We start from the raw sequence: 25,018 nt of genomic DNA on the forward strand, positions 1-25,018 counted from the left end.
AAATATGCAGATATTCGTTCTATCGCTCAGGTCTTCTTTTTTTTTAGTACAGAGTTCGATCTGCTTATGACAGCAATATGAGTCAGAAAGCATTTTGTTTTATGCACTCTCTTCATGTCGATTTTTGAATACCCCCATCAACCTCCCAAAAAACGAAGCATTCCTCACCTGCTCTACCGCCTCATTAGCAGGCGGCTCTTCCATCATCTGGGTTAGCTTTTCCCTGAACGTCTCTACATCCCCGGTTTCCTCCATATATTGCAGCAACTGCTCCACCCGCTTGCCATATATCTCCTTATAATGACTTCCCAAATATTCAGCCGCATCCACAATGGTCTGCATATCGGCCCGATGTGCTGCTCGTTTCTGAGTCAGACTACTAATCTCCGAAAACTCCGCAGGCAGCTCCGGTGAGCCTTTCCCCACGGGTGGCAGAGGACTACTTTCTTTTTTCTTCCAGCCGGGACCGTACACTTCTGTAATGTATTCTTCGGAAGGCTCGTAGCCCAGCGTACTGATCTTGTTGTCCCGTTCTGCCCGTTGCATCAGATCTTCTTCAGGCTCGGTATTTCTCCAGACTCTGGGCGCATTGGCGTTAGGAAAGTTCCATTCAGTCAGCCATTTGATGACTTGCTGGTTCAGGCTCTCACACACCAGGTCTGCATCACTCTTGATAACCGAGCGAGCCACTCCCTGATGGACTTCAGCCTGGCTGCGACTGCTGCCGTCGTCAGTGGTCATGGTTTGGCTGAGGATGACTTTGCTGATGGCTTTGTCCATACGCTGACAGAGCACGTCATAGTCTGCGGTCCCGGATCGAGCCGCCTCGATCAGCTCAATAACAATATTGTCAGGTACCACTATGCCGCTGTCGGTTTGTATTGCGTCCAAAGCAGCCAATGCTTTGTCTCGTTCGATGGGATCTTGTGCCTGTCCGGGTGGCAGCTTGGCCGCTGCAGTGGGCATGCCGAACTTCTCCAGAAAGATCAGCCAGAACTTGATACCGTTGCGCTTGAAGAAGGTGGGCCAGTAGAGCGCATGAGCCAGACCGAGGCCGTAAGGGTTATCGCTGTGGTCAGCACCGGCTGAAAAGACCCAGAACTTATTCTCTGGCATCAGCTTGCCGTTGGGGTTCTGTACGTTGATCAGTCTCAGGCGGTTTTGGACATCGAACTTGAAACGGGACCTGTCCCTGATCTTGACCGTGTCCAAGGTGATCTGATGACCATCTGTTTGCCAGAGACATTCTGCTACCGAGAGGCCATAGAAAACGCCGTACAGCATCTTGTCGGTAATATCATCGAACACCAGCTGAGTAAGTTGCTCTTTGATAAACTCTGCGGCTGCTAAATCTTCAGGGCTCTCACTGGCAGGCTCTACATCCCACTCTGACTGTGTGACAGCCAGACGTCTTTGCTGGAAACAGGACTTGACCTGGTCATCACGCAGGATCTCTTCGTATAGCTTTAGGTCACGGCCTCGTTGTTGTAAGACAGTGTCAGGGTTTGACAGTAACAGTGACGTATAAGCCTTGGCCATACGGATGCCATGGTCGGCCTTTGCGATTTCTCCGAGAGAGGGCTTCCCTGCCATGATAGTATCCTTCTTGGTACGTTTATCATATTATACTGCGTGTGCTTTATATCCTCATGTTAAGTGCTTGAGATAACTGCATCATTTGAGGCAAGTTGAGATATATTTAAATGGAACAAGAAGTTAGCTGTCTTTATAAGCTTGGTAGTGATTTGATCGTTGCAATATCATCAGCATTTATTGCTCTAATTGCATTGTTTGTTGCCATATGGCAGGGTTTTGTAACTCGAAAGCACAACCGACTGTCAGTTCGACCAAGACTTCAAGTCAACTATATGATTTCAAGACAAGGCGATACAATTGGACTAAATTTTAAGAATTCTGGTACAGGGCCCTTAATCATAAATAGTCTAAAAATCATAAGAGATGGAAAAGAATACGAGTTCAATGATTCATCATACAAAAACTTATTTTCACAAATGGCAATCAATAGTTTTAGTTTTAATTTGATTTCAAAGGGCTTTGTAATACCAGAAAATGAAACTAAGTGGCTTATATCTACTAATAAGCATAAAGAGTCTGAATTTATCTTCAAGACCCTTGAAGACTCACTTAATAACTTTTCATTAGAGGTCATATATTCTTCAATTTACAATGAAAAATTTTCATCAACATGGTCAATAAAGTAACAGCGCACCTGAACCAAGGCGTCAGGAATCTACGAGGTAGTAATGAACAAATTTAATAAAATTGGATTTTTAGCTGAAGTAGATGAATTCTTCAAAAAGTTACTCTGGGAAAAGTGTTCAGAGGAACTTGAATTATGTACTGACTTTAATCAGGTGGCTCAAAAGTTACAGTATGAAATATCTATTAACAACACCTCTGCAAAAGAAATTATTTCTGCTTCATTATTTGCTAGAGTACTTCAATCTTATCAAGCTGCATTATTAGTTGCTTTCAAAGGAATGAATTATCAAGTAGAAGTATCAATACGATGTTTTCTGGAACCCCTATTCCCTCTTGTTGCAATATCAAGAAATAGAGATTTCCATATCAAGATTTTAGAAGCCAGTGAAATTGATAGAAAGAAAGTTTTTGGAAAACTTATAAATTACAAAACACGAAACAAGCAATATGATGAAGAGTTAGAACGTTTCAAAAAATTAAAATCAGAAATTGAAAGCAATATTAAAGAGAATAACCTTAAATCACTGAGTGTATATGATTGTGCTAAACATGCTGGTTTATTGGATTTTTATGAGACTTTATATTCATGCACAAGCACTACTTTACATTCAAAGGTGGCATCACTTGAAGAACATTTGGTTTTAGATGTAAAGAATAAAAAAATACTAGCACTAAAAAATGAGCCAGAAATAAATGGACTCAATGACAGTTTGGTTACGTTGGCAAATTGTATGGGTCTTGCAATACAGTCTGTCTGTGAAATTTTTAAATTAACAGAGCCAAATGAAATCAAAGATTTAGCAAATAGGCTTCGAGATTTCAGGAAATACGATGCTTAACACATTGTTCCAGTTAGTTCCGGGCCTGCGGCACTCAACCTGACGACGCCGTCGGCGGTGAGGCTGAACTGGACATTATTTCCAACCGATAAGGATGTCCCTGAGTAGGCAGGCTTTGGCCATGCGGATGCCATGGTCGGCCTTTGCGATTTCTCCGGGAGTAGCTTTCCCTGCGATGAAAGTATCTTTCTTGGTACGGTTGTTAATGATATTATACTGCGTGTGCTGCATATCCCCATGTTAGGCGTTTCCGATAGTTCACAGAAACCCTCAAGATCAAATATGGATTTCGTGATAGACTCATAGGATTTCATCCATAGGTTCATAAATTTGTGATTTCAGTTGACCTCTTTTCTGGTGCTGGAGGCCTCACGTGTGGCCTTGAAATGGCGGGCTTCAAGACTTTACTGGCAAACGAACTCGTTGAGCAGTACGCAGAGACTTATCAAACAAACAATCCAAGTGCAAGTGTTGTCGTTGGTGATGTCAGGTCAGTCTGCGAACTCAACTTGAAAAAAAAATTAGGGATATCTTCTGGAGAGCTCGACTTACTTGCAGGAGGCCCCCCTTGCCAAGGTTTTTCTGTAAATGCTCCAATAAGAACTTTGGATGATGAACGGAACCACTTGTTCAAAGACTTTTTACGAGTTGCTGCAGCATTACTCCCTAAAGCTATTCTTATAGAAAATGTCCCGGGCATAGTTCAACTCGGCAAGGGGACTGTCGTAGAGCAAATCTACAAAGAGTTGAATTCGCTTGGTTATACAGTTAAACACCGAATTTTATTTGCTGGACACTACGGTGTCCCTCAAATGCGATTTCGTACAGTATTTATCGCAATAAGAAAAAACAAAGCCATTATTGACTTTCCTGAGCCTGAATATAATGCGGAGGCAATAGCAAATTTTGCTGGTGCAAAAGAACTTTGTATCAAGGTTCCACCGTTGTTTGCAGCCAGTCTCAAGAAGCGTACGACAGTATGGGATGCAATCTCAGACTTGCCTGCTATCGAAAGTGGTAAAAAGAACGATGCAGTAGAATATAGAACTGCACCAGCCAGTGATTTTCAAAAAAAGTTAAGAAATGGTGCTAGCACGGTTAAAAACCATAGTTGTAATAATCTAGGAAAAATCAACCTAGAAAGGCTAAAGCACATTCCTCAAGGAGGAAGTTGGAGAGATATCCCCTTCGAATTGTTACCATCTGGCCTTAAGCGTGCTAGGCGTAGTGACCATACAAAGCGTTATGGAAGGCTTCACCCAGAAGCTTTATGTTCAACAGTTTTAACAAAGTGCGACCCACATTGGGGTAGTTTTTTTCATCCTGAACAAGATAGAGTTCTTTCCGTGAGAGAGGCTGCACGAATTCAGTCATTTCCTGACCATTATGAATTCACAGGAAGTATTACCCAGCAGTATGAGCAAGTTGGCAATGCAGTTCCTCCTTTAATGGCAAAAGCGATTGGAGAGGAAGTAAGGAAAATGATAGGTTACTGACTGATGTTACGAAGACCGAATAAAGATATTGTTGAAGCTTTTGGTTATTCGCCTGATGACTTGAGTGCGGAATGTAGAAGTTTATGGAATCTTGGTGCTTGTCCATTCATTGAAAAGGCATGCACGAAAACAAATCATGACCAAACCGTTACGTACGGGACGTGTAGCGTAACATCTCCCTATGGGGATTGTGTGATTTGCCCTAACCGTTTATATGAAAACCGCTATGCATCACTCAGAAAAGTAGCTGAAGATGCATTTGGGAAAAATGTACAGTTTTTAACATATGAAGAGTTTATTCCACATCGCAATGAAATTTTTGAATGTGTAGTGGCGTTAGGGCAAACATCCGGGAAAGAAGTTAAACTTGGCACGAGTCTTTCGATGGATTGGGTCTTAGCGAAGATACAAAATGGTGTACTTGTTGAGTATGTTGGCATTGAAGTTCAGAGCATCGATATAACAGGGAATTACCGTGACAACTGGTATGCATATAAAAACTTATCAAGTTCAACAGACATTATTCCAAAGTCAGGACATGGAATGAACTGGGCTAATGTGCACAAACGGCTTATTCCTCAGCTAATACGCAAAGGATTGATATATTCTCGATCCGAATTGGTAACATCTGGGCTGTATTTCATTTTGCCAGAAATTGTATATTCAAAGTTTGAAGATGTTATTGGAGCGGATATTCCTCTAGTATCTGGTAAATCTAAAGATGTTCTAACTGTTCATACATACTCTCTATCAGAACCTGTCGAACATGGTAAGCAGCGGAAAATAATCATTGAGCGTGAAATAAGGTTCAAACTTGAAGAATTTTCCAATAGATTCATCAGTGGTGCAAATTTGCCATCAGGTGAAGAACTTGATTCAGCAGTCCGCAGAGTGCTAGGAATCGCCTAACAAATACTCCCAGTTCGTTCGTTTCGCCCACCCGACGCCGCCTTTTTTGGCGGCTCGACTTAAACAGGCGGCTTGCTCTAAATAAAATCAGCTCTGCCCGCGTCCGCTTAATGCTGTCATCCGCTGAGCTGCTGAATCTTCCGCCACTTCGGATAGGGCATCCCTTTAATGTTCTCACCACGTTCCAGAAAACCCAGAGCCTCCAGAGCTTCGCACTGATCTCTAAACTTCCCAATGGTGCAGTACCAGGCTTTGAAGTTCATGTCCCTTATCATGAGTGCCGAGTCCAGATCTGTGGCCTCTATCAATTCATCAAATGTCATCAGTATCCTCTGAAGTCGTTGTTGCCTCGCACACTGCCGTAACCTTTATCGGAGTCGATTCTATTGTCGCCCAGAGCTTCTGCTCCCACCCGCTTCTTACCACTGGCGGCAAAGTCAAAGCTGGCCTGATTCTCATGGGCCCACTTGAGAAACTGGCTGGTGCTGTCCACCTGATCGTCGTGAGGTGCCAGAGGGAAGATGGTCAGCTCGATCTCATAGTCCAATAACCAGGGAGCCACTTCTGGCAAAAAAACCATGCCTGCTTCAAACAGGCTTGATACGGCGATAACTCGATCCACTTTGTTGATTCCCTTGGGATCTATGGCAATCACCGGAATACGCACCTTGCTCTGGTTCATATCCACGCCAGCTTTCAGCTCCTGAATCAGACTTTGGCCGCTGCCCTTGTCCTCTATCAGTACGCCTTGTGGCCGCCAGGCTTCGTATAAGCTCGCTGCTGCCCGTTTCAGTGCCGGGTACTCCATACGTTCTCTGAAGACATCCAACAGGTACCATCCCTGTCGTGTTTCGCCCCAGGTGGTGCAGACACTGGGATCGTTCACCTGTTCTGGTTTATAAGCGGTATCCCAGCTTTGAATAACACGCAAAAATTCCGAGGGCTGAACGTTGTACCGCTTGAACCATTGTGCCTTGAGCAGGCCGCCTTCGGGTGTAGCGTTCCAGTCTCCTTTGAGCCATGCCTGAACCAGCCAGGAGGGTCCTGACTTGCGAATTCTGGCGATATACTTTGGGTCGTTCTGCATCAGTAGCTGGTTGTCTTCCAGACGACTGGGGATATAAATGCGCTTCTCGCCGCTGCTTTCATCCGTCACTGGTCGCATACCCAACGGAGCAGGATCGATGTAACGTTTCTTGATCCACTCATGGCCGGGTCCGCCCGGGTTGGCACTGACATTGAAGCTGGAAGGGATACCGTAAGGGTTACGCAGTGTGGCGTTCAGCTTGTCGATGGGCGCTGGGTCCGGGAAGTTACCGCCCTCGTCTATGTAGATATCGGTGTAGCTGTGTCCCTGGTATTTGCCTGCATCGGCATCCCGCTCCAGGCTTCTGAGTCTGAGCATGGCTCCGTTGGCCATGATCCAGGTGCTTTTCTGGGCTTTCCAGGTGGCTCCCAGTGGTGTGAATATCTCCTGACTGCGGCCTATCACTTCATCCAGCTCTGGCATGCTGCGTCGCACAAAGAGTCCTTTGCTTTTGCCGCCATAGTGCTGGCTTCGCATCAGCCACTTGCCCAGAAAACCATCGGTCTTGCCTCCACCACGAGCACCGCCGTATAAGATGTCTTCGATGGGACAGGTGAGCAGTGCCGTTTGCGGACCGGGCTGAGGCGACCAGGTGATCACTCTTGTTCCTGCTCGTCCTGATGGTAATGCTTGATCCAGTCATCCAGTGCCATGGGGGTCGGAACAACAACAACGCCTTGCTGTATCTCTTCGCCATCGGGTGTTGTGTGAGCTATCTTCTGGGGTGCCTCAAAGCCGTAGATCTTGGCTCGCTGGTCTATGGCTTTCATGATTCTGTCCATGGCCTGCAGATCACCCTTGAGAGCCAGCTTCATGGCCTCTCTGATAATCCAGTCCAGACGTTGCAGATCGAGGGTCTTATTGAGCTTGGCCAGCTGCCGGGTTTCTTCCTGAATCTCTTGCAGAGCATTCTTCACTGCCTTGTAAGCAGCCGTCTTGGAGACACTTAATTGATCGCCGATTTGCTGGTAGGAAAGGCCAAGTGTACGGAGTTCTAACGACTTTCGTTTTAACTCACTGGTTTTTAAGCGTTTTTTGTCCATTTCCTTGGCCTCATCGTTAACTTCCTTATGCGTTAACCTTTCTTACTATTTTATCTCCTTTAGATTCTTGATGATTTATATTGTTGTTTTAACTGCCTTTCGATCAGGTTCTGCCTTTTCACAACGGCTCCTACCTATGTAACCGAGCCCAGTGATCAATAGCTCTCTCGTAGATGACTTCCCGGCAATCTGGAGAAAACGTTGCGCTTTGGATCAAACCAAGTACTGGTGGCCTGTCAAGCAATGGTTGTGCTTCCCTTTCCCCGAGACTGTGTCTGCAATAAGGACAGGTTGTATTTTCCGACAGCCATTTACTCAGGCAGTCTTCGTGAAACATATGGCGGCATTCTTCGAGAACCCTGACTTCCCTTCCGTCAAAAGCTTCGAAACAAATAGGGCAATCACCGGTCGCCTCTTGATAAGGCGATGATGGACTATTAGGGCCGGCGGGTGGTGTGTTGGGTGGTGTGTTGGGTGGTGTAATTCCGTTCATATCCTTTCTCCTCTCTCTGTTTTTCAAATAACTTATAGTTTTAGATCATTGTCTATCCATTTAGTTCCCCGTGTTTATTTTTTTGTTTAACATTTCTAATCCCTGAGGTTATGTGTGTGGTTATTTTTACTGTATAAATCCATACAGATAAGTTATCTATTAACACTTTCAAAACATAAAATCTTTGACTGCCTGACTGGTGACTATTGTGAATGCTTTCTTTTCCATGCCTGTGCTGCTCGGTCTTTAGAAGTTTTTAATTCCGGCTCTTAATCAAATCATCCAGCGATTGACCGCTTTGACTGTGGATGATTTCTACATCCGGATACTTTCGCCTGAAACGTTCCAGTGCCACATCGCAGTATTCAGGTGCCAGTTCCATTGCATACATTTTTCGGCCAGCTTGCTCAGCGGCGATCAGACTGGTCCCTGATCCTGAGAATGGTTCATAGCAAATATCATCCTCGTCTGTGAAGGCTTCGATAAAGTGCTGAGGCAGTGCGACTGGAAAGACCGCCGGATGATCGATGCCATCGCCGATACTGCCTTTCTGACGCATGATTCGGATAACGCTGTCCGGTATTTTAAAGTCTTGGATGGGTTGGCCAGCATGGGTCCAGCCACCGACATCACCATCGACTTGTCGAATTCCGCCGGCATTTCTATCATGGCTGACTTCACCGGCACCTTCGCAGGGTACAATCTTGTTGGGTTTTCGCTTCTGCTTGTTGAAGTGAAAGATCAACTCAAAGGCAGGGGCAAATCTGCCTGCCCAGTCACCCGGCATACCGGGTCCCTGATCCCAAACGTATAAACCAAACCTTCGCCAGCCACCGATACTCATCCACTCTAGCCAGTCCTTCCAGTAAGGCAACCACTCATTTTTGTGGTGTATCAATCCAAGGTTAACTAACACCTGGCCGCTTTTGTGCAGAGCACTGCCGAGGGTGCTTCCTCCAAAGACGCCGGTCATTAATTTGTCCCAGTCGCTGATACCATCTGTGGTGTAGTCTCTCTGGTTGCCATAGGGCGGGCTGGTAAAACAGAGTCGTGCGGCCGTCCATCAATAGATCAACGCTTTGTGGATCTGTGCTGCTGCCACACATGAGCCGATGTTCATCGATCTGCCAAATGTCACCTGATTGCGTGACCTTAGGTGCGCTGAGTATTTCTTCTTCGGGTTCTTCTGCTACGACTGTTTCTGTGTCTTGTGGATAATCCGGCTCAAGTTCTGCCAGCAGTTCCAGCAGTCCATCGTTGTCTGTTTCAACCTGGCTCAGCAAGGCTTCGAGCATTTCTGCGTTGCTGTCTGCCAGAGCGCTGATAGGGTCCAGGGTGGCAAGGGCCAGTTTCTCTTCTTCCTCTGTGAGGTCGACGTAAATGACCGGCACTTCTTTGGCTTTGTGTTTTTTGGCCAGCTCTACACGCAGGTGGCCATCTATCAAACGGCCCGTTCGCTGATTAACGATGATTTGCTGAATCCATCCCAACTCATCGAGTGCGCCTTTCATTGCTCTTTGCTGGGACTGCGGGTGGACTCGCCAGTTGTCTGGGTTCACTAATAGCTTCTGGGGATCCTCGGTACCCTGGCCTGTGATGCGCTGCTTCCATGTCATGCTTTGAACTCCTGTCCATTCTCATGCTTGGCCACTTGCCCGGTGAATTCCTGCCACCGCTTGATAATCACATCGCAGTATCTTGGGTCCAGTTCCATGAGCCGGGCTTGTCTCTTGAGTTTTTCGCAGGCAATCAGGGTAGTGCCTGAGCCTCCACACAGGTCGAGCACCCGGTCCTGGCGAGTGCTGCTGTTGCGAATCATATGCACCACCAGAGAAACAGGTTTCTTATTTTGCTGACGAGGCACATTTTTTAACAGCAATGAATGCCAACCTGCTGTAGGCGTCAGCCGATGCCTGTGAGCAGGTGGTCTATAGTTTTGCCAAGTGCCTTCGTGACGGCCTCGATTGTCTACTATGCTCATCGCTCACACAATAAACTGTAAAGGTAAATGTATGAGCCTTGAGGCAAGAGTTGAAAGACTTGAGGAGCAACATAGACAGATGGACGCTAACATGCACAGTCTGGTGAAGGTTTGCGCAGACACACAGAGCATTACAATGACTAACCAGCATGACATTGCAGACTTAAAGTTGGATATTGCAGGGGTCAAATCTGAGGTTATCAGGGTTAAATCTGATCTTTCGGCATTGACACAAGCGACACTTGCAGGTTTCAAGAGAGTCGATGAACGTTTTGAAGAACACGATAGGCGTTTTGACAAGATTGATAAACGACTCGACGAACACGATAGGCGCTTTGACGAACACGATAAGCGCTTTGACAGGATTGATAAACGACTCGACGAACACGATAAGCGCTTTGACAGGATTGATGGACGCTTCGACGAGCACGATAAGCGCTTTGACAAGATTGAAGAAACACTCGCCATCATCGTGAATCATCTCAAAAAATAACCACGTCATCTAATACCAAAATCCAGCGGCTTGTCTACGACAGCCGCTGATTTACTGGCGTAGTGCGGGTATACATCAGAACTGTTTACAGAAAGATGGTACTTCCACGATCTGAAAACCAAATGCTTGCCTGACCATGAAGGATTAGTATCCGGCCACAAAATACTGGAAGTGAAGAAGGCTCATATCCGGAAAAACCAGCAAGTAAGTGATGCGAGAGAATAAAAAGGAAGAGAGATGAGAGAGCCGGGAATTTTACCGGTTTTCTTGCCATGAATCACACGACAAGATCTTGAGGATTGGTGCCCAGGAGAAGACTCGAACTTCCACGCCCTTTCGGACACTAGCACCTGAAGCTAGCGCGTCTACCAATTCCGCCACCTGGGCCTGTCACTTAAATTGTATGGACTTTGCGTCCTGCCCAATCATTGTTAATGATTGGTGCCCAGGAGAAGACTCGAACTTCCACGCCCTTTCGGACACTAGCACCTGAAGCTAGCGCGTCTACCAATTCCGCCACCTGGGCCCTGTGATCAGCAGTAGGCTGGTCAACAAGTGCGGCGAATGTTAGGGATTTAAAGCGAAAGTGTCAACACCCCGGTCGAAAAATAGGGGTTCGGAATGTACGCTATAAGCATTTGAACGACGATGAAGGTCTGGCGGGCTTTTGATGTAAACCCGGACTGATAGAGGCTACTCACTATGATCTGTGAAAAGACAGGCTCTGGTTCCTGAAGACATCTTAGGAGGACATCATGAAAGTGAATGAAAAACAGCACCGATTTCTGCAAGCAACACTGGAGAACTGGTACCGGGATGGTCTTCTGGATGAAGTTAAAAAGGAAGCCCTGCTGGACTCTCTGGACGTGCACTCCTTTCAGTGGCGTATGTTGGCTCAATACGCTTTTTGGGCTGCATTGTCTTCCATGGTGCTATCCCTGTTAGCGGTGGTTATGGATGAGGCTCTGATGGCATGGCTGGAGCGTTTATTGACTCTTCAGGACGGCACCCGAAGTTTGTTTTTTGCTGCGTTGTCAGTTGGTTTTTATCTGTTTGGCGGTTGGTTCAAGTCCCGTCAGACAGGCCGTGTCTTTAGTCAGGAGCTTGTTTTTTTTCTGGGCGCTGCATCCACAGCGGCTTCCATTTACTACCTGGGTCGGGCCGTTTATACAGGAAGTGGCCACTATTCGCTGCTATTACTTCTTGGTGCCGTGATCTATCTGGTGCTGGCGTTACTGCTGGAATCGCTGTTGCTCTGGGTTTTGTGTCTAGGAGCATTGGCTTTCTGGTTTTTTGCTGAAACGACTTACTGGGCTGGTGGTTACTATCAGCCGTTTTTCGGGATGAGCTATCCCTTGCGATTTCTTTTCTTCAGTTTGGTGGTTCTTCTGTTGGGCTATGGCCTGCCCTTTTTTAAACGAACCAGAGCCTTTTTTGATGTGACTCAGTTTATTTCCTTAATGATGCTTTTCGTGTGCTTGTGGATTTTGTCCATGACGAGTAATTACAACTACGGGCTTAAAGCCCTTGAGGCATCAGAAATGCAGCTTTGGTTATGGCGACTGGCCATGGCGGCAGCGTCAGGTTTGGCGATGTTTATCGGTTTTTGCAGAGATGACTCTATTCTGAGAATCAGCGGAATCTCCTTTTTGTTGCTGAATCTGTATACCCGGTTCTTTGAGTACGCTTGGGAAGAGATAAATACAGCACTGTTTTTTGCATTGCTGGCGCTCAGTTTCTGGCTGCTGGGAAGATACTCAGAGAGGCTCTGGCTGTCTGGAAAAAGAAAGGTTTCAATAAATGAGGTTGTTCTGTAAGCAGAGCAACCTCGGGTATTATTGGGCTCAGCCGGTATCAGCCGTTAACTGCGTCTTTCAATGATTTACCTGGTTTGAAGGCGACCGTATTGCTGGCAGCAATCTGAATCGGCTCTCCTGTTTGCGGGTTTTTACCTGTGCGTGCGGCTCTGCTGCGCTGCAGGAATGTACCAAAGCCTACAAGGCTGACAGTGTCTTCTTGTTTCAGAGCGGAGGTTATGACTTCAATCATGGCGTTGAGTGCCTGATTGGCTTGTTCTTTTGTCAGATCTGCCTGATCGGCAATGGCGTTAACGAGTTCTGGTTTACGCATGGTGTCATGCACTCCTTCTTGTTTTTCTTTCTTCCGATGGATAAGCAGTCATGAACAGACTAAAACACTGTAAAGGTTAGAGCAATAGGCTTTCTCGTGAAAAACACGGGAATCGGATTATTTCGACCAAATTAGCCAATTTTGACCATTTCAAAGTCTTCTTTGCCGACACCACAGTCAGGACAGTGCCAGTCTTCAGGAACATCCTCCCAGCGAGTACCCGGCTCAACCCCCTCATCAGGCCAGCCCTGTTCTTCGTCATAGATAAAACCGCAAACAACACACTGCCATTTCTTCATGTCTGTCTCCATTAATGGCCATTTAAAAGTCAGTGACGACTGTCTCAATCTTATACAATGAAAGCTGCTCGGGGGTGAAAAAAAGGGCAAGGAAAAAGCATTGGAATAACAATAACACCCCGGGCTCTGTTTTTGACAGAGCCCGGGGTGATGAAAACTGTGACCTTGTTCTCCTATTCAGATTTCAGCTGCTGATACCACTGCCCCAGAAGCTGGCGTTCTTCTTCCGTCATCTCTGTACGGTTTGCCAGTGGCATGATCTGTGTCTGAACGGACTGACTGTAGATTTTGTCCGCTTTGCTGGCGATGGATTCATAATCGTCAAAGATCAGGCCACCTGGCGCTGTCTGGAAGAGAGGGTCAGTTGGCTTGGCCCCATGACAGGTAGAACAGCGGCTGGTGACAATCTCGACAATTTCCTGTTTGTCAAAAGCGGGTGCTTTTGCAACCTCGGATATTGGAGCCATTTGTGGTCGTATAACAAACGCCAGACTCAACATGACAACGGCAGCGGCAGGCCAGAGCCAGGTTAATACAGCACCCTGGTTACGACGGTTAAAGAAGTGTCGGATCAGAATCGCAGCCAGCGACAGGGCAGCAAGAATCGCCCAGTTCCAGTCATGCCCATAAGTCATTGGGTAATGGCCGCTGATCATGATAAACAACAGCGGCAGGGTGAAGTAGTTGTTGTGCCTGGAGCGAAGCAGTGCATGTTGGGCAATGGCCGGATCAAAGCTGTTATCACTTCTTTGTGCTGCGTCAACCAGCTTCCTCTGGGATGGGATGATAATCCGGAAGACATTACCCACCATCAGGGTTCCGATCAGGGCACCAACGTGGATATAAGCTGCTCTGTCGCTGAACAGTTGCGCATATCCCCAGGCTGCAAAAACAATCAGCCCAAAGAGTACCGCGCTGAACAGTCTTTCATTTTTAAACAATGGCGTTCGGCAAAGAAAGTCATAAGCCAGCCAGCTCACGAACAGGCTGAATAGGCTGACCGCAATAGCTGAGGCCGGGGACAGTGAAGAGTCTGACGACAGCAGATAACTTTCTGCTCCCCAGTAGTAGATGATGGCCAGCAGGCCAAAGCCACTGAGCCAGGTAACATAAGCTTCCCATTTGAACCAGTGCAGGGTTTCCGGCATTTTCTCCGGTGCCAGATGGTATTTGTTTACTTCATAGAAGCCACCACCGTGCACAGCCCATAATTCCCCTTTAATACCTTTTTTCTGTTTTGCCTGAGGAGCTTTTTCCAACCGGCCTTCCAGCCAGTTGAAGTAAAAGGAGGCACCAATCCAGGCAATACCTGCTGTGACGTGCAACCATCGAAAAATCAGGTTCAACCAGTCTTGTATATAGGATTCCATACTCAGCTTCTTCCTCGAGTTTCCTGGCCCATGATAATGGCTTTTTCAATGACCCGGTCGTCACCCATTACCATCAGTACACCCAGCAACTCTTCAAGTGTTTGTGTTTTCTCTGTTCTGAATTTCAACAAAGGTGTGGCTTCGGGATTAAGCACCAGAAAGTCTGCCTCGTTGCCGACCCGGAAACTGCCAATGCGGTCATCGAGATGCAGGGCTCTGGCCCCACCCAGAGTGGCCAGGTAGAAAGCTTGAAGAGGAGATATCGTATTCTCACCCAACTGAGATACCTGATAAGCGTCTTTCATCGTGTTCAACAGACAAAGACTGGTGCCACCACCCACGTCTGTGCCCAGCCCGACACGAATATTTTTGTTTTTAGCATTAGAAAAACGGAATAAACCGCTGCCCAGGAACAGGTTGGAACCCGGACAGCAGGCAATGGATGAATCACTTTCAGCCATTCGCTCCCAACTCTCGTCGCACAGATGGATGGAGTGGGCAAAGATCGAGCGGGGACCCAGCAGACCATGCTGGTCATAAACATCCAGATAATTTTTACTGTCAGGAAACAGTTCCTGAACCCACTCTATTTCTTTGGGGTTTTCAGACAGGTGGGTATGCAGGTAGAGACCGTTATGTTCTCTGAGCAGTCTTCCAGCCAGGGTGAGCTGCTCGGAAGAAGAGGTTGGAGCAAAGCGGGGAGTGACGGCATAAGACAATCGACCCTTGTTGTGCCAGCGATCAATCAGTTGCTTTGACTCTTCATAGCTGCTTTCCGGGGTGTCGAGCAGGTAGTCTGGCGCATTGCGATCCATCATGACCTTGCCGGCAATCATACGCATCTTGCGCTTTTGCGCAGCTTCAAAGAAAGCATCAACCGATTGTGGAGAGACTGTGCCAAAAACCAGTGCAGTAGTCGTTCCACTGTTCAGGCACTGATCCAGAAACAACTCTGCAATGTCCCGGGCATATTCAGGATCTGAAAAGCGGGCTTCAGCAGGAAAAGTATACTGTTCCAGCCAGTCCAGCAGTTGCACTCCGCAACCTGCCATGACTTCCAGCTGGGGATAGTGCACATGAGTATCGATAAATCCCGGTATGATCAGCCTGCCTGAAAGGTCTCTGATTTCACAGCCTTCCGGCAGTTCTTGCAATAAGTTCTTGGCAGGGCCGCAGGCTTTGATACAACCCGACTCAACCAATAGTCCACCGTCGTCAAAGTATTCCCAGCTTTGTTCTCCCTTATCGGGATCGTCCAGAAAGTGGAGTACAGAAGCACGCCAGAAAACAGGGGTAGTTGCAGTGCTCGTCATAAGGGTGCTCCCACGGTCAGGGAAAGGTGGGCAGGGATTAAAACTTCGTCACAGTTGTGTCCTGGCCCGGCCCGGTCAATCACCAGATAGGAGATTCCGTCACCGGCAGAGAGTAGCGGATGATGCCAGGTGCCCGGATGGTAATTAATGCCCTGGGAACCATCAGTGATGAAACAGCGAATATGATTAAAGTCCGGCTCCGAGTGGTTATCAGGAGCAACAACAATCAAAAACGGCTGCTGCTCCAGGGGCATAAAGGTCTGGCTGCCCAGAGGGTGGCGTTCCAGCAAATCCAGTTGGTAGGGCTGTTTGATGGCTTGCGTGTGGTAAATATGAATAGCCACTTCCCCCACGGCATCGGTTTCAATTCGGGTGAGATCGTTAAACTTACGACAGCGGCCCTGATTGATGATCATGGCGTCACCACAGGCTTCGATCACATCGCCGAAGGGTTTGAAAGCTTCGGCAGACAAGGGCTCTACAGGGAGAGCCCGGGTGGTTAACGTGGTTGGCATGGAATGCCTCTTTATATTTATTTTCTGTTAGCTCAGGGCTTTTTGGGGCTAAGGGCTTTTCGCTAAGCGCTTTGCAACGCTGTTCATGTTTGACTTACAGACCTTATGAACAATGGAAATCAGCTACCTCTGTAAGTCGAATACCCAAAGGGAGATATCAGCAATGGCACATGGTGGTGGCGATCGTCGCTGACTTCAAAAATGACCGGGACTTCCGGATAAAAGCATTTTTGTTCCAGCCGGTTAAAGTAATCCTGAATCGCAAAGTCCAGCTTATAAATGCCTTCCGGAAGGTTTACTTCGTCCGTAGTCAGACTGTTTACTCTTCCGTCGGCGTTTGTTTTGCCCCGTCCAACCTCTACCCAGCTGTCTTCAGCCTGTTTGTATAGAGTGACAGGAACCTGGTCGGCAGGATGGCCACGAGCTGTGTCGAGGATATGAGTACTGATCCCGGTCATTAAATTACTCCTTCTTTGGCCAAAGAGGTGTTCTTGAGCATTTTGCACAGGCGAATACTGGTTATTTTATGCTGTTCAGCCGCTGCAATGGAGAGTTCTTCCTCTGGCTCGTTACTCAAACGTTCCTGCAGCAGCGTCAGCATCTCGCTGGCACTTTTGCCGGTAGCGCAGACAATGAAGATATAGCCAAACTGCCGTTCGTACTGTTCGTTGCCTTCAGCCAGTGCCTGCAGGGTTTTTTCATTGGCCTCATCGACGCCGGACTGCTCATGGCCTGCCATGGTTTGAGTATTCCTGTATTTTTCTTTCAGGCTGTTGATGTCACCGATTTTCGGGTGGGCATCAAACGCTTCCAGGTAGTCGGGCTTCTGGCAGTGAGACCAAACGGCATTAGCAGCAATCAGCAGGCTTTCAATATTAGCAAAGGGTCTTGCTGCTACCATGGACTCAACCCACTGACCGCTGGCACAACACTGACGAAAAGTTTCTGATGCCTGCTCTTCGCTCAGGGTATTCAGTTCGTTCAATGTCATTTTGTGGGCTCCGGCTGACCGACAACTCTCAATCTTGATACGCCACCATCGGGGAAAATATTCAGGCGAACATGGGTGTATATTTCCTGAGTATTTTCCAGATTCTCTACAAAAGAGTGATTACGGTGAGCATGAAGTTTCTGTTCGCTCAGGATCGGGCGCCATTGTGCCGTGTCATCAGGCACATCTCCCTCAAAATAACAGCCTTCCAGGCTTCCTCTGTCAGGATAGTTTCCTTTGAAGTGCAGGGTATCAATCTCAACCCGACCAATTTTACCGGGTGTCGCCAGCCTGATGATCATCCAGTCGTGACCGCCATTGCGTCTTCTGCGGGTTTCCCAGCCATCATGCATATCGGCACCGCGACCCGGACGAAGCAGGTTTTGCATCGGACTGAAGAAAGCGTCTGAACAGCTGACAGGGCGGGCTCCATTCATCAGAGCCGATAGATCAACGGGTTCGTTGGGAAGAAGGTGTTGAGTGTTAAAGAGGATTTTTCCATAAACTCTCAGGCGGGCAACACCGCCATCGGGGAAAATGGTCAGACGAATATGAGTGGCTTCGACAGGTTGGTCCAGACGGATCAGATTTCGGTGGTCGGCATCAACCGCCATTCTTGCAGTCATAGGCTGCCATTGGCTTTGTTCACTGGGGTCAGATTCGCTGGCGATGTATTCCAGCTGAACGGCGCCTGGTGCATTGCCTTTGAAGTGGCGGGTATCAACTTCTACCCCTTCCACCATTCCCGGGGTCGCAAGTCTCACGATGACCCAGTCATGATCGCCGCTGCGGCGTCGGCGGGACTCCCAGCCGTCCATCCATTTGCCGTAAGCCGTGTACTTTTCCGGAAGAAAGACCGGCTCGGAGTCCAGCAAAAGGTTGTCTTTTTCAGCAAAGAAGTCATCGCTTGCAGACAGTACATCTCCACCCAGGGCACGGGCGGCCAGATCGACTTTTGTCTGTCGCCATAGCAGGGCTTTGTCAGAGCCGTCAGTGGTTGTTGAGCCATCAGTCATTGTATTCATCGCATATCCTGATTTTTGTTGGTTTTTTTTTGGAGTATTATTGTCCCCAGCTAAAAGGGCATATTTTTCTGTGTTCTGGCAAAATGGATCTTGTAAATTATAAGCAAAATGTTGACCAAATGGTCAGACTTTGGGAGTTTATGCCATAGATACTACAGGTCAATCAATATATTGATTTAAACAAAAAAAATAAGTCGGAGTTTGCCATGAATCTCAGTGATAACCACTACCCCAGAGACTTAACAGGGTATGGAAATACCCCACCTCATCCGCAATGGCCGGGACAGTCGCGGATTGCCGTTCAGTTTGTCATAAATTACGAGGAAGGTGGTGAAAACTCTGTACTTCATGGTGACAGGGGTTCAGAAGCTTTCCTTTCCGAAATTATTGGTGCCCAGTCGTATGAGGGGATGCGCCATATCAGTATGGAATCTATCTACGATTATGGGGCCAGGGCCGGTTTCTGGCGGCTGCACCGTATCTTCACCCAGAGAAATATTCCTGTGACGGTGTATGCCGTAGCCATGGCCATGCAGCGGAACCCCCAGGCGGTTGAGGCCATGCTGAAGGCTGACTGGGAGATAGCCAGTCACGGCTATCGCTGGATTGATTACCAGTTTCACGATCCTGATGAAGAGCGTGAGCACATGCATAAGGCCATTCAAATTCATACAGAAATGACCGGTCAGAGACCTTCCGGTTGGTACACAGGCCGCTGCAGCCCCCAAACAGAGCAGCTGGTGGCAGAAGAGGGAAGTTTTCTCTACCACGCAGACAGTTATGCAGACGATCTGCCTTATTGGGATACCCGATTTGATCAGCCGCAGTTAGTCGTGCCTTATACACTGGACTGCAATGATATGCGTTTTGCGACCGCTCAGGGTTTTAATTCTGGCGATCAGTTTTTCAGTTATCTGAAAGATGCGTTTGATGTGCTCTATGATGAGGGAGCCGATCATCCAAAGATGATGTCAGTAGGGTTGCATTGTCGTTTGGTAGGCAGACCGGGTCGTGCGGCTGCACTGATGCGTTTCCTTGATTATGTGCAGTCGAAGGAAAAAGTATGGCTATGCACCCGTGAGCAGATTGCCCGCCACTGGCATGAACATCATCCCTGCAACGAGACCGGTGCTCAATAGATTAATATCGCTGAGCCCGTTTGAACCCTATTAATGGTCAGCGCAGATGGTGGCCATTGGGGAAATCGTAGATTCATTAAACTATCTATGGCGGCGCCCCTCGTTTGGGAAGTTCGTCAATCACCTGCCAGCAAGCGGCCAAAAGCTTTCAGCTGATCAGGGTCTGAACTTCTGGTGGCTGAGGCCAGGTTAAGATGCCGATTGGCCTTTGCCAACTCCAGCAACGAATCATCAATCTCGTACTGTTTATTTTCTCTCAGCCAGGTCAGCAAGGTTTCAAGAGGCCAGAGTGCCTGTTTGCCCTCGTGAACCGGGGCCGGAAAACTCTCTGGATTACTGGTCATCAGTTTTCGCATATTCTGTCTTGAGAAACCCAGTAGCTCCGCTGTGTCCGTCAGCCCAACGAGGTCCGGTGAAGCTTCAAGAAGCCTGATATCAGGAATCACTGCTTTCACGTCCCGTATTGCGCTGCCAACGGCATCAGCAGCACTGGTGCCATCCCGGTCGAACATCATGGCCATTCGCCCTGCCTGACCAATACCAATCAACATGTCATTGCAACCCGCCTCGCCCAGCGCTTCGATAATATCATCAACGTCCTGAGCGCACTCTTTGATGCTGAAACGAAGGATAAATTCATAGGATTTCATAATGGGTAAAATTCAAAAACTTAGTGATGACTATTCAGGTTGTCAATTGACAACCTGAAAGTTTTTATTCAGAGGCAAGCCGAACAGTCTGGTATAAAATCTCAGTTCGCCATTCGAGTGTGTCGCAAAACTCTGGTTCCCATGCTTTTAGGCTCTTTGGATTCCAGCGTGAGAACGAGTTGACTCCCGTCATTCCCGACTTCATTCTCGTCATTCCCGACTTCATTCTCGTCATTCCCGCGAAGGCGGGAATCCACACTGACTCACCTCCAGAACCATACTGCCCGGTGACCCCCTGGCCTTGTCATCCCCGACTTCATTCTCGTCATTCCCGCGAAGGCGGGAATCCACACTGACTCACCTCCAGAACCGTACTGCCCGGTGACCCCCTGGCCTTGTCATCCCCGAGAAGGCAGAGATCCACCGTTGGCGCTGGATTCCCGCCTTCGCGGGAATGACGACCTCAGAGCATGGGAACGAGCTGTTGGAGTCTTGCGACACTCTCAGAGCATGGGAGCGAGTTGTTGGGCTTTCGCGACAACCTCAGAGCGTGGGAACGAGTTGTTAGAGTTTTGCGACAGCCTCCTTCGCGGGAATGACGACCTCAGAGCATGGGAATGAGCTGTTGGAGTTTTGCGACACCTTCTTTAGGGTGGGGAGGATGTCATGCCAGTACTATGGATCCAGCACATTATCAATTGACAACCTGAAAGTATTTGTTCAGAGGCAAACCGAACAGTCTGGTATAAAATCTCACTTTCGCCATTCAAGGGAGTGAATATTATTTATCTGCTCTGTCATTGCTTTGAGTTTTTTCTACAGGCTCAACACCGCTTTCACGTCAAAAAAGTCTGTAACGACACTTTAACAGGCAGTTTCTGAAACTTTTCGCTCCCATTGTTGTCTGATCTGGAAAGTGTAAATATTTAAGGAGAATTATTATGCAGGCTATCAGCGGTACATCATGGAAGGCTACGACTTTATCGTCTGACACGGCCGACATAAGCAATGACGATAAAAGCGTATGCGTCATCTGTCAGGTGGAATTCGATAAGAAAATCGTTGTAGATAGCTACGGGCATGCATTTCATTCTGATCAGCGTCAATGTGATAAGTGCATTGGAGTTCGGAAAATTACCTCTGCCACCCAAGCGAAACTGGAGGCAGCAATTCGCGACGGGAACTTCTCTCTTGCACAACGTCTGGTCAATGACCATGGCGCTATTCTGACCGCAGATATTCTGAAAGTGGGCCTGGAAAGTGCCGCAAAAACCCTCAATGTCCAACAGGCCAGGAGCTTATTTGAACTTTCATCGTCCGAACCGGCCACTCAGGCGGTTGCCCGAACGGTATTGGATGGTGTACTGCAAAAAGCTCTAGCAAGTGCCAAGGCTACTACAAGTCTTTACATGCACCGCAATACCGTGGAATTTACCCGGCTTTTTTTCAACCATGACATCGTTAACAATGAGCTGGCGAATATTGCCCTGTATATCTGTGTTCTCAGAGATGATCTTGTGTCAGCACAAGAATTCAAAGCAAAATACCGGGCACAACTTGAGGCTAGCCATTTCCAGACAGTTCTGAGGCAAATAGTCCAAGAATTGGAAGAGGGGATTTGTCTACAAAAAGGAAAAACCGATATTCTATTGGATCTGGTAACGCCTGATGCAGCCACTCAAACCATTGCCCAGGATATCCTGACGCATTTTCTGCAAAACGCGCTGCCGCAGGCCGTTAATATGAGCAGGACCAAGTACAGCGGAATCAAGGAATTTACCGATCTTATTCTTGGTCATCACTTGGGTAATATTGAGCTGGCGAATATGGCCCTGGAGATCTGTGTTCTCAGAGGTGAACTTGAGTCTGCACTAAAATTCAAAACTGAGCACAGGGCACAACTAGGGGTTACTACTTTCCAGAAAGTTCTGCAGCAGATGGATTTGAAATGGGAGACTAACCGGATCGATATCCTATTGAGTCTGGTAATGCCTGACGAAGCTGCTCAAAATTTTGTCCTTGATATGCTGACGGGGCTGCTGCAAAACGCGCTGACTGAGTTTGAGAATATGTCCGATCCCGTATACCGCGATATCATGGCCTTTACACATATTGTTTTCCGCCATGAAATTATCAACTCGGCCCTGGTCAACACAGCACTGAGAATATGTATACTCAGGGAAGAGACTGAACAGGCACAAAAGATAAAAGCACTTTATGGTGCATTTGTTTTTGAAAAAGAATACGGAATGCACACAATTGAAAGTTTTGCTGAAAAAATTGGTTACAAGCTGACAACAGATCGGGCTAAAGACTATAGAAATATGGCGAGAATGGTTCACTCTGATAAGCAGCAAAGTTCTGACGAACTCATGAAAGAATTAAACAGGCTCTACGATAAATAAACATTCAGTGAGGCGTTACTGTTTGGAGATAATCACCTAAAAAGATTACCCTCCTGCTGTGAGGGCCAATGTCTTTTCATTTCGTAAGGTGCTTCGTTATCCTGCAAGATGGCCCATTGCCTCTTCCAGGCCATTAAGAGCGTGTTGCAAAACTCTCTCCAGCGTGGGAACGAGTTGACTCCCGTCATTGCCAGCTTCATTCTCGTCATTCCCGCGAAGGCGGGAATCCACACTGACTCTCCACCAGAACCATACTGCCCGGTGTCCCCCTGGCCTTGTCATCCCCGAGAAGGCAGAGGTCCACCGTTGGCGCTGGATTCCCGCCTTCGCGGGAATGACGACTTCAGAGCGTGAGAACGAGCTGTTGAAGTTTTGCGACACCCTCACAGCGTGGGAACGAGTTGTTGGGCTTTTGCGACACCCTCTTTAGGGCGGGGAGGATGTCAATTATCTGCTCTGTCAGTGCGTTGAGTTTTTTCTACAGGCTCAACACCTGCTTCAACACTGCGTCGAGAACACTCCGGATGGGGCCGAAGCTATGGAGCGAACAGAAGGCATTCGTCATGCCTATACTATCGATCCAGCACATAGCATTTAAAACTGAATATTGAAATGATTACTAAACTTGCAGCTCTATTACTTCTGGCGGTTACCTCTAAAATTTTTGCTCAACCCTATGGCTGTCTTGAACAAAACGCTTCAGCTTTACAAAAAACTGAGGCAAGGTGTCATCAGATGTTCGTCGAAACTGAAGAGGCGTTAGTATGTATAAAAATTGATAGATCTAAAAAAAGAGACAAGACTTTTACTGGTTTGCTTCAAGACGGTTTGGAGAAGAGAACAGTATTAAAGTACCTTCCATTTGAAATAGAATATGACCTTTTTAACTGCATCAACGGGAATGAAAGGGATAATGATTTAGCACAGAAAATTGGTGACAATACGCTGGGAAAGGTTATATCTTTTAACATTAAAACAGATGATGGCAATCGCAACTACAAGCCTTCAAATTCATGGCAGGAACGATTCATAAAATGTATAAGTCAAGGCTTACAAAATATTTTTGATGATTTCCCCCCAGAGTTTGGAAATCGTTTACCAGGAAATAAAACTTTTAGCGATTTTTATAAAGGTGAAAAAACGCCAACAACCTGCTTTCAGTTTGTTAACTTAATGGAGGTTAATTCACAATCATACCATGACGAACTTTACCTTCAACTTACAGCTTTAGAAAACTCAGACATAGAGGATCATTTCATTGCTCTTGCAATTTTAAACAATAACAAACTTGTTCATACATTCATTCATATTGGAGATAATGTTTGTGTAGGTAAAATGGGAGGTAGTGGTATTTATTTTCATACTGTTGAAGATATATTAAGTCATTACCAGGAGTATTATGAAACTCCTTTGAGTTTAGCGATTGCAAATATAAAAACTTTACAGTAGCCGTATGGTAAATAGAGCCTGCCCGAAAACTCATAAATAATCCGGTTCAGCAGGCAACAGTCAAAATTTTTTGATTAAAATTCAGCCCACGCATTTGTGGGTGCTACTTTTTGGTTGATTTCTGATCATTCATAGTGGGTAAAATTCATTTCTATCATTTAAATTTTTCTATTCTTCATCCATGATTACATGCGACCCCTTTCCATACCTGCTAACTGATTGAATTGAGGAGCAATGTCATGTCCAGAACAACTCTGACCATAACACCTGCAATCGCCACTTATCTCACCCATGCAGGCATGCGCGATCATCCTGTACTGAGTGAGCTGCGAGCGCGGATGGCAGACTTTTCCGAAGGGTACATGCAGGTCTCGCCGGAGCAGGGGGCTTTCATGCAAATGCTGGTGAAGATGAGTGGTGCAAGAAAGGGAATAGAGATCGGCACATTCACTGGCTACAGTGCTTTGGCAACCGTATTGGCCATGCCAGAAGATGGACACCTGACTTGCCTGGATGTTTCTGAGGAATGGACGAACATTGCCAGAGAGTACTGGCAGAAAGCGGGGGTGTCGGAGAAAATAACCCTGAAAATTCAGCCTGCTCTGGACAGCCTGGCTCAAATGCAAGGTCAGGAGGGTTTGTTCGACTGGGTGTTTATCGATGCCGATAAAGAAAATTATCTGGATTACTACCGGCGTGGTGTTGAGCTACTGAAGTCTGGCGGACTGGTGTTAGTGGACAACAGTCTCTGGGGTGGCTCGGTGGTGAATCCTCAGGATGCAGAAACCAGAGCCATTGACGAATGCAACCGCTTTATTCAACAGGATGACAGGGTTGATATGGTATTACTGCCGGTAAGCGACGGATTGATGATCGCTCGCAAGCGTTAACTGTTCAGGCTGATGACGCCTTTCTGGCAATAATGAGAAACTCCCGGTTTCCATCACCCCCTTTGATCGGACTGTCAAAATAATCGGTGGTTTTCAGACCCTGCTCTTCGAGACAGCTTCGAATGGATGATTCTACTTCAGAATAGACAGTCTGCCAGTTGCGGGCATGTAACACTTGCACCTTTCCTTCAGCAATAAACTTCTGTGCCTGGGTGCGGGAGGCAGCAAGGCCGTTGTCTACCAGCAGACGATCCGCTTTTTCCATTCTGTATGTTCAT

The 25,018-nt window shown here is 47.2% G+C and carries 32 protein-coding genes and 2 tRNA genes; 13 read left to right on the plus strand and 21 right to left on the minus strand.

All coding sequences use genetic code 11. The features are described 5' to 3' along the window. Window positions 1-99: 99 nt before the first annotated feature. Window positions 100-1,593 (minus strand): DUF935 domain-containing protein, encoded by a 1,494-nt coding sequence (locus tag ACO6VG_RS07385; protein ID WP_422473319.1) that lies wholly within the window; start codon window positions 1,591-1,593, stop codon window positions 100-102. Window positions 1,594-1,703: 110 nt separating this feature from the next. Here ACO6VG_RS07385 and ACO6VG_RS07390 point away from each other — a divergent pair, with 110 nt between their 5' ends. Both ACO6VG_RS07390 and ACO6VG_RS07395 read left to right on the plus strand, forming a co-directional pair. Beyond that, the gene (locus tag ACO6VG_RS07390; protein WP_422473321.1) at window positions 1,704-2,222 is read left to right on the plus strand and encodes a hypothetical protein; all 519 of its coding nucleotides are present in this window, start codon (window positions 1,704-1,706) and stop codon (window positions 2,220-2,222) included. Window positions 2,223-2,264: 42 nt separating this feature from the next. After that, window positions 2,265-3,062 carry a DUF5677 domain-containing protein gene (locus ACO6VG_RS07395; RefSeq protein WP_422473323.1) on the plus strand — a complete coding sequence of 266 codons (798 nt, stop codon included), beginning with the start codon at window positions 2,265-2,267 and terminating at the stop codon, window positions 3,060-3,062. Window positions 3,063-3,137: 75 nt separating this feature from the next. Here ACO6VG_RS07395 and ACO6VG_RS07400 read toward each other — a convergent pair whose 3' ends face one another. After that, complete coding sequence (locus ACO6VG_RS07400; RefSeq protein ID WP_422473325.1) at window positions 3,138-3,293, minus strand: hypothetical protein; 156 nt, start codon at window positions 3,291-3,293, stop codon at window positions 3,138-3,140. 101 nt (window positions 3,294-3,394) lie between these two features. Here ACO6VG_RS07400 and ACO6VG_RS07405 point away from each other — a divergent pair, with 101 nt between their 5' ends. Both ACO6VG_RS07405 and ACO6VG_RS07410 read left to right on the plus strand, forming a co-directional pair. Continuing rightward, a complete protein-coding gene (locus ACO6VG_RS07405) occupies window positions 3,395-4,558 on the plus strand; it encodes a DNA cytosine methyltransferase (RefSeq protein ID WP_422473327.1) in 1,164 nt (387 codons plus the stop codon). A 3-nt stretch (window positions 4,559-4,561) separates the two neighbouring features. Continuing rightward, on the plus strand, window positions 4,562-5,467 hold the full coding sequence (locus tag ACO6VG_RS07410; RefSeq protein ID WP_422473329.1) for a restriction endonuclease: 906 nt from the start codon (window positions 4,562-4,564) through the stop codon (window positions 5,465-5,467). A gap of 116 nt (window positions 5,468-5,583) precedes the next feature. Here ACO6VG_RS07410 and ACO6VG_RS07415 read toward each other — a convergent pair whose 3' ends face one another. The 7 genes from ACO6VG_RS07415 to ACO6VG_RS07445 form a co-directional block, all read right to left on the minus strand. Next, window positions 5,584-5,790 (minus strand): hypothetical protein, encoded by a 207-nt coding sequence (locus ACO6VG_RS07415; RefSeq protein WP_422136337.1) that lies wholly within the window; start codon window positions 5,788-5,790, stop codon window positions 5,584-5,586. Beyond that, window positions 5,790-7,154 (minus strand): phage terminase large subunit, encoded by a 1,365-nt coding sequence (gene terL / locus ACO6VG_RS07420; RefSeq protein WP_422473332.1) that lies wholly within the window; start codon window positions 7,152-7,154, stop codon window positions 5,790-5,792. Before terL ends, ACO6VG_RS07415 begins: the two co-directional genes overlap by 1 nt. Then, complete coding sequence (locus ACO6VG_RS07425) at window positions 7,151-7,597, minus strand: hypothetical protein (protein WP_422473334.1); 447 nt, start codon at window positions 7,595-7,597, stop codon at window positions 7,151-7,153. The genes terL and ACO6VG_RS07425 overlap by 4 nt, the downstream gene beginning before the upstream one ends. Before the next feature lie 130 nt (window positions 7,598-7,727). Continuing rightward, window positions 7,728-8,090, minus strand: a complete 363-nt coding sequence (locus ACO6VG_RS07430) for an RING finger domain-containing protein (protein ID WP_422473336.1) — start codon at window positions 8,088-8,090, stop codon at window positions 7,728-7,730. 256 nt (window positions 8,091-8,346) lie between these two features. Next, window positions 8,347-9,084, minus strand: a complete 738-nt coding sequence (locus ACO6VG_RS07435; protein ID WP_422476265.1) for a DNA-methyltransferase — start codon at window positions 9,082-9,084, stop codon at window positions 8,347-8,349. After that, window positions 8,996-9,706 carry a ParB N-terminal domain-containing protein gene (locus tag ACO6VG_RS07440; RefSeq protein ID WP_422473338.1) on the minus strand — a complete coding sequence of 237 codons (711 nt, stop codon included), beginning with the start codon at window positions 9,704-9,706 and terminating at the stop codon, window positions 8,996-8,998. Before ACO6VG_RS07440 ends, ACO6VG_RS07435 begins: the two co-directional genes overlap by 89 nt. Continuing rightward, window positions 9,703-10,071, minus strand: a complete 369-nt coding sequence (locus ACO6VG_RS07445; protein ID WP_422473340.1) for a DNA methyltransferase — start codon at window positions 10,069-10,071, stop codon at window positions 9,703-9,705. The genes ACO6VG_RS07440 and ACO6VG_RS07445 overlap by 4 nt, the downstream gene beginning before the upstream one ends. Window positions 10,072-10,102: 31 nt before the next feature. On the opposite strand from ACO6VG_RS07445, the gene ACO6VG_RS07450 reads away from it, so the two are divergent. Next, on the plus strand, window positions 10,103-10,564 hold the full coding sequence (locus ACO6VG_RS07450) for a hypothetical protein (RefSeq protein WP_422139549.1): 462 nt from the start codon (window positions 10,103-10,105) through the stop codon (window positions 10,562-10,564). Window positions 10,565-10,864: 300 nt separating this feature from the next. Here ACO6VG_RS07450 and ACO6VG_RS07455 read toward each other — a convergent pair. Further along, window positions 10,865-10,951: transfer RNA gene (locus tag ACO6VG_RS07455), tRNA-Leu, on the minus strand. A 52-nt stretch (window positions 10,952-11,003) separates the two neighbouring features. Further along, window positions 11,004-11,090 (minus strand) — tRNA-Leu (locus ACO6VG_RS07460). 229 nt (window positions 11,091-11,319) lie between these two features. On the opposite strand from ACO6VG_RS07460, the gene ACO6VG_RS07465 reads away from it, so the two are divergent. Further along, window positions 11,320-12,381: a hypothetical protein gene (locus ACO6VG_RS07465; RefSeq protein ID WP_422136345.1), complete on the plus strand. Its 1,062-nt coding sequence runs from the start codon at window positions 11,320-11,322 to the stop codon at window positions 12,379-12,381. A 37-nt stretch (window positions 12,382-12,418) separates the two neighbouring features. Here ACO6VG_RS07465 and ACO6VG_RS07470 read toward each other — a convergent pair whose 3' ends face one another. The 8 genes from ACO6VG_RS07470 to alc form a co-directional block, all read right to left on the minus strand. Continuing rightward, window positions 12,419-12,694: an HU family DNA-binding protein gene (locus tag ACO6VG_RS07470; RefSeq protein ID WP_422136346.1), complete on the minus strand. Its 276-nt coding sequence runs from the start codon at window positions 12,692-12,694 to the stop codon at window positions 12,419-12,421. 131 nt (window positions 12,695-12,825) lie between these two features. Beyond that, window positions 12,826-12,993, minus strand: a complete 168-nt coding sequence (locus tag ACO6VG_RS07475) for a rubredoxin (protein ID WP_422136347.1) — start codon at window positions 12,991-12,993, stop codon at window positions 12,826-12,828. 173 nt (window positions 12,994-13,166) lie between these two features. After that, the gene (locus tag ACO6VG_RS07480; protein WP_422473343.1) at window positions 13,167-14,363 is read right to left on the minus strand and encodes a urate hydroxylase PuuD; all 1,197 of its coding nucleotides are present in this window, start codon (window positions 14,361-14,363) and stop codon (window positions 13,167-13,169) included. A gap of 2 nt (window positions 14,364-14,365) precedes the next feature. After that, window positions 14,366-15,676 (minus strand): guanine deaminase, encoded by a 1,311-nt coding sequence (gene guaD, locus ACO6VG_RS07485; protein WP_422139550.1) that lies wholly within the window; start codon window positions 15,674-15,676, stop codon window positions 14,366-14,368. Then, window positions 15,673-16,191, minus strand: a complete 519-nt coding sequence (locus tag ACO6VG_RS07490) for an ureidoglycolate lyase (protein WP_422473346.1) — start codon at window positions 16,189-16,191, stop codon at window positions 15,673-15,675. Before ACO6VG_RS07490 ends, guaD begins: the two co-directional genes overlap by 4 nt. 119 nt (window positions 16,192-16,310) lie before the next feature. Further along, a complete protein-coding gene (uraH, locus tag ACO6VG_RS07495; RefSeq protein WP_422473347.1) occupies window positions 16,311-16,649 on the minus strand; it encodes a hydroxyisourate hydrolase in 339 nt (112 codons plus the stop codon). Further along, a complete protein-coding gene (uraD, locus tag ACO6VG_RS07500; RefSeq protein WP_422473349.1) occupies window positions 16,649-17,182 on the minus strand; it encodes a 2-oxo-4-hydroxy-4-carboxy-5-ureidoimidazoline decarboxylase in 534 nt (177 codons plus the stop codon). Before uraD ends, uraH begins: the two co-directional genes overlap by 1 nt. Next, window positions 17,179-18,207, minus strand: a complete 1,029-nt coding sequence (alc, locus tag ACO6VG_RS07505; RefSeq protein ID WP_422473351.1) for an allantoicase — start codon at window positions 18,205-18,207, stop codon at window positions 17,179-17,181. The genes uraD and alc overlap by 4 nt, the downstream gene beginning before the upstream one ends. A gap of 206 nt (window positions 18,208-18,413) precedes the next feature. Between alc and puuE the strand changes: the two genes are divergently transcribed. Next, complete coding sequence (puuE, locus tag ACO6VG_RS07510; protein ID WP_422136354.1) at window positions 18,414-19,346, plus strand: allantoinase PuuE; 933 nt, start codon at window positions 18,414-18,416, stop codon at window positions 19,344-19,346. A gap of 116 nt (window positions 19,347-19,462) precedes the next feature. Here puuE and ACO6VG_RS07515 read toward each other — a convergent pair whose 3' ends face one another. Then, window positions 19,463-19,996 (minus strand): helix-turn-helix transcriptional regulator, encoded by a 534-nt coding sequence (locus ACO6VG_RS07515; RefSeq protein WP_422410844.1) that lies wholly within the window; start codon window positions 19,994-19,996, stop codon window positions 19,463-19,465. Between the two features lie 179 nt (window positions 19,997-20,175). On the opposite strand from ACO6VG_RS07515, the gene ACO6VG_RS07520 reads away from it, so the two are divergent. From ACO6VG_RS07520 to ACO6VG_RS07545, 6 genes are all read left to right on the plus strand, one after another. Next, complete coding sequence (locus ACO6VG_RS07520; protein ID WP_422473353.1) at window positions 20,176-20,352, plus strand: hypothetical protein; 177 nt, start codon at window positions 20,176-20,178, stop codon at window positions 20,350-20,352. Between the two features lie 25 nt (window positions 20,353-20,377). Next, the gene (locus tag ACO6VG_RS07525) at window positions 20,378-20,617 is read left to right on the plus strand and encodes a hypothetical protein (protein ID WP_422473355.1); all 240 of its coding nucleotides are present in this window, start codon (window positions 20,378-20,380) and stop codon (window positions 20,615-20,617) included. A 320-nt stretch (window positions 20,618-20,937) separates the two neighbouring features. Beyond that, window positions 20,938-22,401, plus strand: a complete 1,464-nt coding sequence (locus tag ACO6VG_RS07530; protein ID WP_422139555.1) for a hypothetical protein — start codon at window positions 20,938-20,940, stop codon at window positions 22,399-22,401. Window positions 22,402-22,575: 174 nt separating this feature from the next. Next, the gene (locus ACO6VG_RS07535; RefSeq protein ID WP_422139556.1) at window positions 22,576-22,755 is read left to right on the plus strand and encodes a hypothetical protein; all 180 of its coding nucleotides are present in this window, start codon (window positions 22,576-22,578) and stop codon (window positions 22,753-22,755) included. 258 nt (window positions 22,756-23,013) lie between these two features. Next, window positions 23,014-23,850, plus strand: coding sequence for a hypothetical protein (locus ACO6VG_RS07540; RefSeq protein WP_422473357.1), 837 nt, complete (start codon window positions 23,014-23,016; stop codon window positions 23,848-23,850). 239 nt (window positions 23,851-24,089) lie between these two features. Continuing rightward, window positions 24,090-24,740, plus strand: a complete 651-nt coding sequence (locus ACO6VG_RS07545) for an O-methyltransferase (RefSeq protein WP_422136361.1) — start codon at window positions 24,090-24,092, stop codon at window positions 24,738-24,740. 4 nt (window positions 24,741-24,744) lie between these two features. On the opposite strand, the gene ACO6VG_RS07550 is transcribed toward ACO6VG_RS07545, so the two are convergent. Next, the gene (locus ACO6VG_RS07550) at window positions 24,745-25,005 is read right to left on the minus strand and encodes a hypothetical protein (RefSeq protein WP_422473359.1); all 261 of its coding nucleotides are present in this window, start codon (window positions 25,003-25,005) and stop codon (window positions 24,745-24,747) included. Window positions 25,006-25,018: the final 13 nt, after the last annotated feature.

Origin of the sequence: Endozoicomonas sp. ALB032 (assembly GCF_049310125.1) — a bacterium.
Classification (GTDB): Bacteria; Pseudomonadota; Gammaproteobacteria; order Pseudomonadales; family Endozoicomonadaceae; genus Endozoicomonas_A.

Bases quoted from the DNA above. Each gene is read 5' to 3' on its own strand.
- ACO6VG_RS07515 (WP_422410844.1), bottom strand. From the start codon at position 19,996: ATGAAATCCTATGAATTTATCCTTCGTTTCAGCATCAAAGAGTGCGCT.
- alc (WP_422473351.1), bottom strand. From the start codon at position 18,207: ATGAATACAATGACTGATGGCTCAACAACCACTGACGGCTCTGACAAA.
- uraH (WP_422473347.1), bottom strand. From the start codon at position 16,649: ATGACCGGGATCAGTACTCATATCCTCGACACAGCTCGTGGCCATCCT.
- ACO6VG_RS07480 (WP_422473343.1), bottom strand. From the start codon at position 14,363: ATGGAATCCTATATACAAGACTGGTTGAACCTGATTTTTCGATGGTTG.
- ACO6VG_RS07470 (WP_422136346.1), bottom strand. From the start codon at position 12,694: ATGCGTAAACCAGAACTCGTTAACGCCATTGCCGATCAGGCAGATCTG.
- guaD (WP_422139550.1), bottom strand. From the start codon at position 15,676: ATGACGAGCACTGCAACTACCCCTGTTTTCTGGCGTGCTTCTGTACTC.
- puuE (WP_422136354.1), top strand. From the start codon at position 18,414: ATGAATCTCAGTGATAACCACTACCCCAGAGACTTAACAGGGTATGGA.
- ACO6VG_RS07410 (WP_422473329.1), top strand. From the start codon at position 4,562: ATGTTACGAAGACCGAATAAAGATATTGTTGAAGCTTTTGGTTATTCG.
- ACO6VG_RS07445 (WP_422473340.1), bottom strand. From the start codon at position 10,071: ATGAGCATAGTAGACAATCGAGGCCGTCACGAAGGCACTTGGCAAAAC.
- ACO6VG_RS07450 (WP_422139549.1), top strand. From the start codon at position 10,103: ATGAGCCTTGAGGCAAGAGTTGAAAGACTTGAGGAGCAACATAGACAG.
- ACO6VG_RS07395 (WP_422473323.1), top strand. From the start codon at position 2,265: ATGAACAAATTTAATAAAATTGGATTTTTAGCTGAAGTAGATGAATTC.
- ACO6VG_RS07540 (WP_422473357.1), top strand. From the start codon at position 23,014: ATGATTACTAAACTTGCAGCTCTATTACTTCTGGCGGTTACCTCTAAA.
- ACO6VG_RS07490 (WP_422473346.1), bottom strand. From the start codon at position 16,191: ATGCCAACCACGTTAACCACCCGGGCTCTCCCTGTAGAGCCCTTGTCT.
- ACO6VG_RS07465 (WP_422136345.1), top strand. From the start codon at position 11,320: ATGAAAGTGAATGAAAAACAGCACCGATTTCTGCAAGCAACACTGGAG.
- ACO6VG_RS07530 (WP_422139555.1), top strand. From the start codon at position 20,938: ATGCAGGCTATCAGCGGTACATCATGGAAGGCTACGACTTTATCGTCT.
- ACO6VG_RS07425 (WP_422473334.1), bottom strand. From the start codon at position 7,597: ATGGACAAAAAACGCTTAAAAACCAGTGAGTTAAAACGAAAGTCGTTA.
- ACO6VG_RS07390 (WP_422473321.1), top strand. From the start codon at position 1,704: ATGGAACAAGAAGTTAGCTGTCTTTATAAGCTTGGTAGTGATTTGATC.
- ACO6VG_RS07440 (WP_422473338.1), bottom strand. From the start codon at position 9,706: ATGACATGGAAGCAGCGCATCACAGGCCAGGGTACCGAGGATCCCCAG.
- ACO6VG_RS07550 (WP_422473359.1), bottom strand. From the start codon at position 25,005: ATGGAAAAAGCGGATCGTCTGCTGGTAGACAACGGCCTTGCTGCCTCC.
- uraD (WP_422473349.1), bottom strand. From the start codon at position 17,182: ATGACATTGAACGAACTGAATACCCTGAGCGAAGAGCAGGCATCAGAA.
- ACO6VG_RS07430 (WP_422473336.1), bottom strand. From the start codon at position 8,090: ATGAACGGAATTACACCACCCAACACACCACCCAACACACCACCCGCC.
- ACO6VG_RS07475 (WP_422136347.1), bottom strand. From the start codon at position 12,993: ATGAAGAAATGGCAGTGTGTTGTTTGCGGTTTTATCTATGACGAAGAA.
- ACO6VG_RS07385 (WP_422473319.1), bottom strand. From the start codon at position 1,593: ATGGCAGGGAAGCCCTCTCTCGGAGAAATCGCAAAGGCCGACCATGGC.
- ACO6VG_RS07545 (WP_422136361.1), top strand. From the start codon at position 24,090: ATGTCCAGAACAACTCTGACCATAACACCTGCAATCGCCACTTATCTC.
- ACO6VG_RS07400 (WP_422473325.1), bottom strand. From the start codon at position 3,293: ATGCAGCACACGCAGTATAATATCATTAACAACCGTACCAAGAAAGAT.
- ACO6VG_RS07415 (WP_422136337.1), bottom strand. From the start codon at position 5,790: ATGACATTTGATGAATTGATAGAGGCCACAGATCTGGACTCGGCACTC.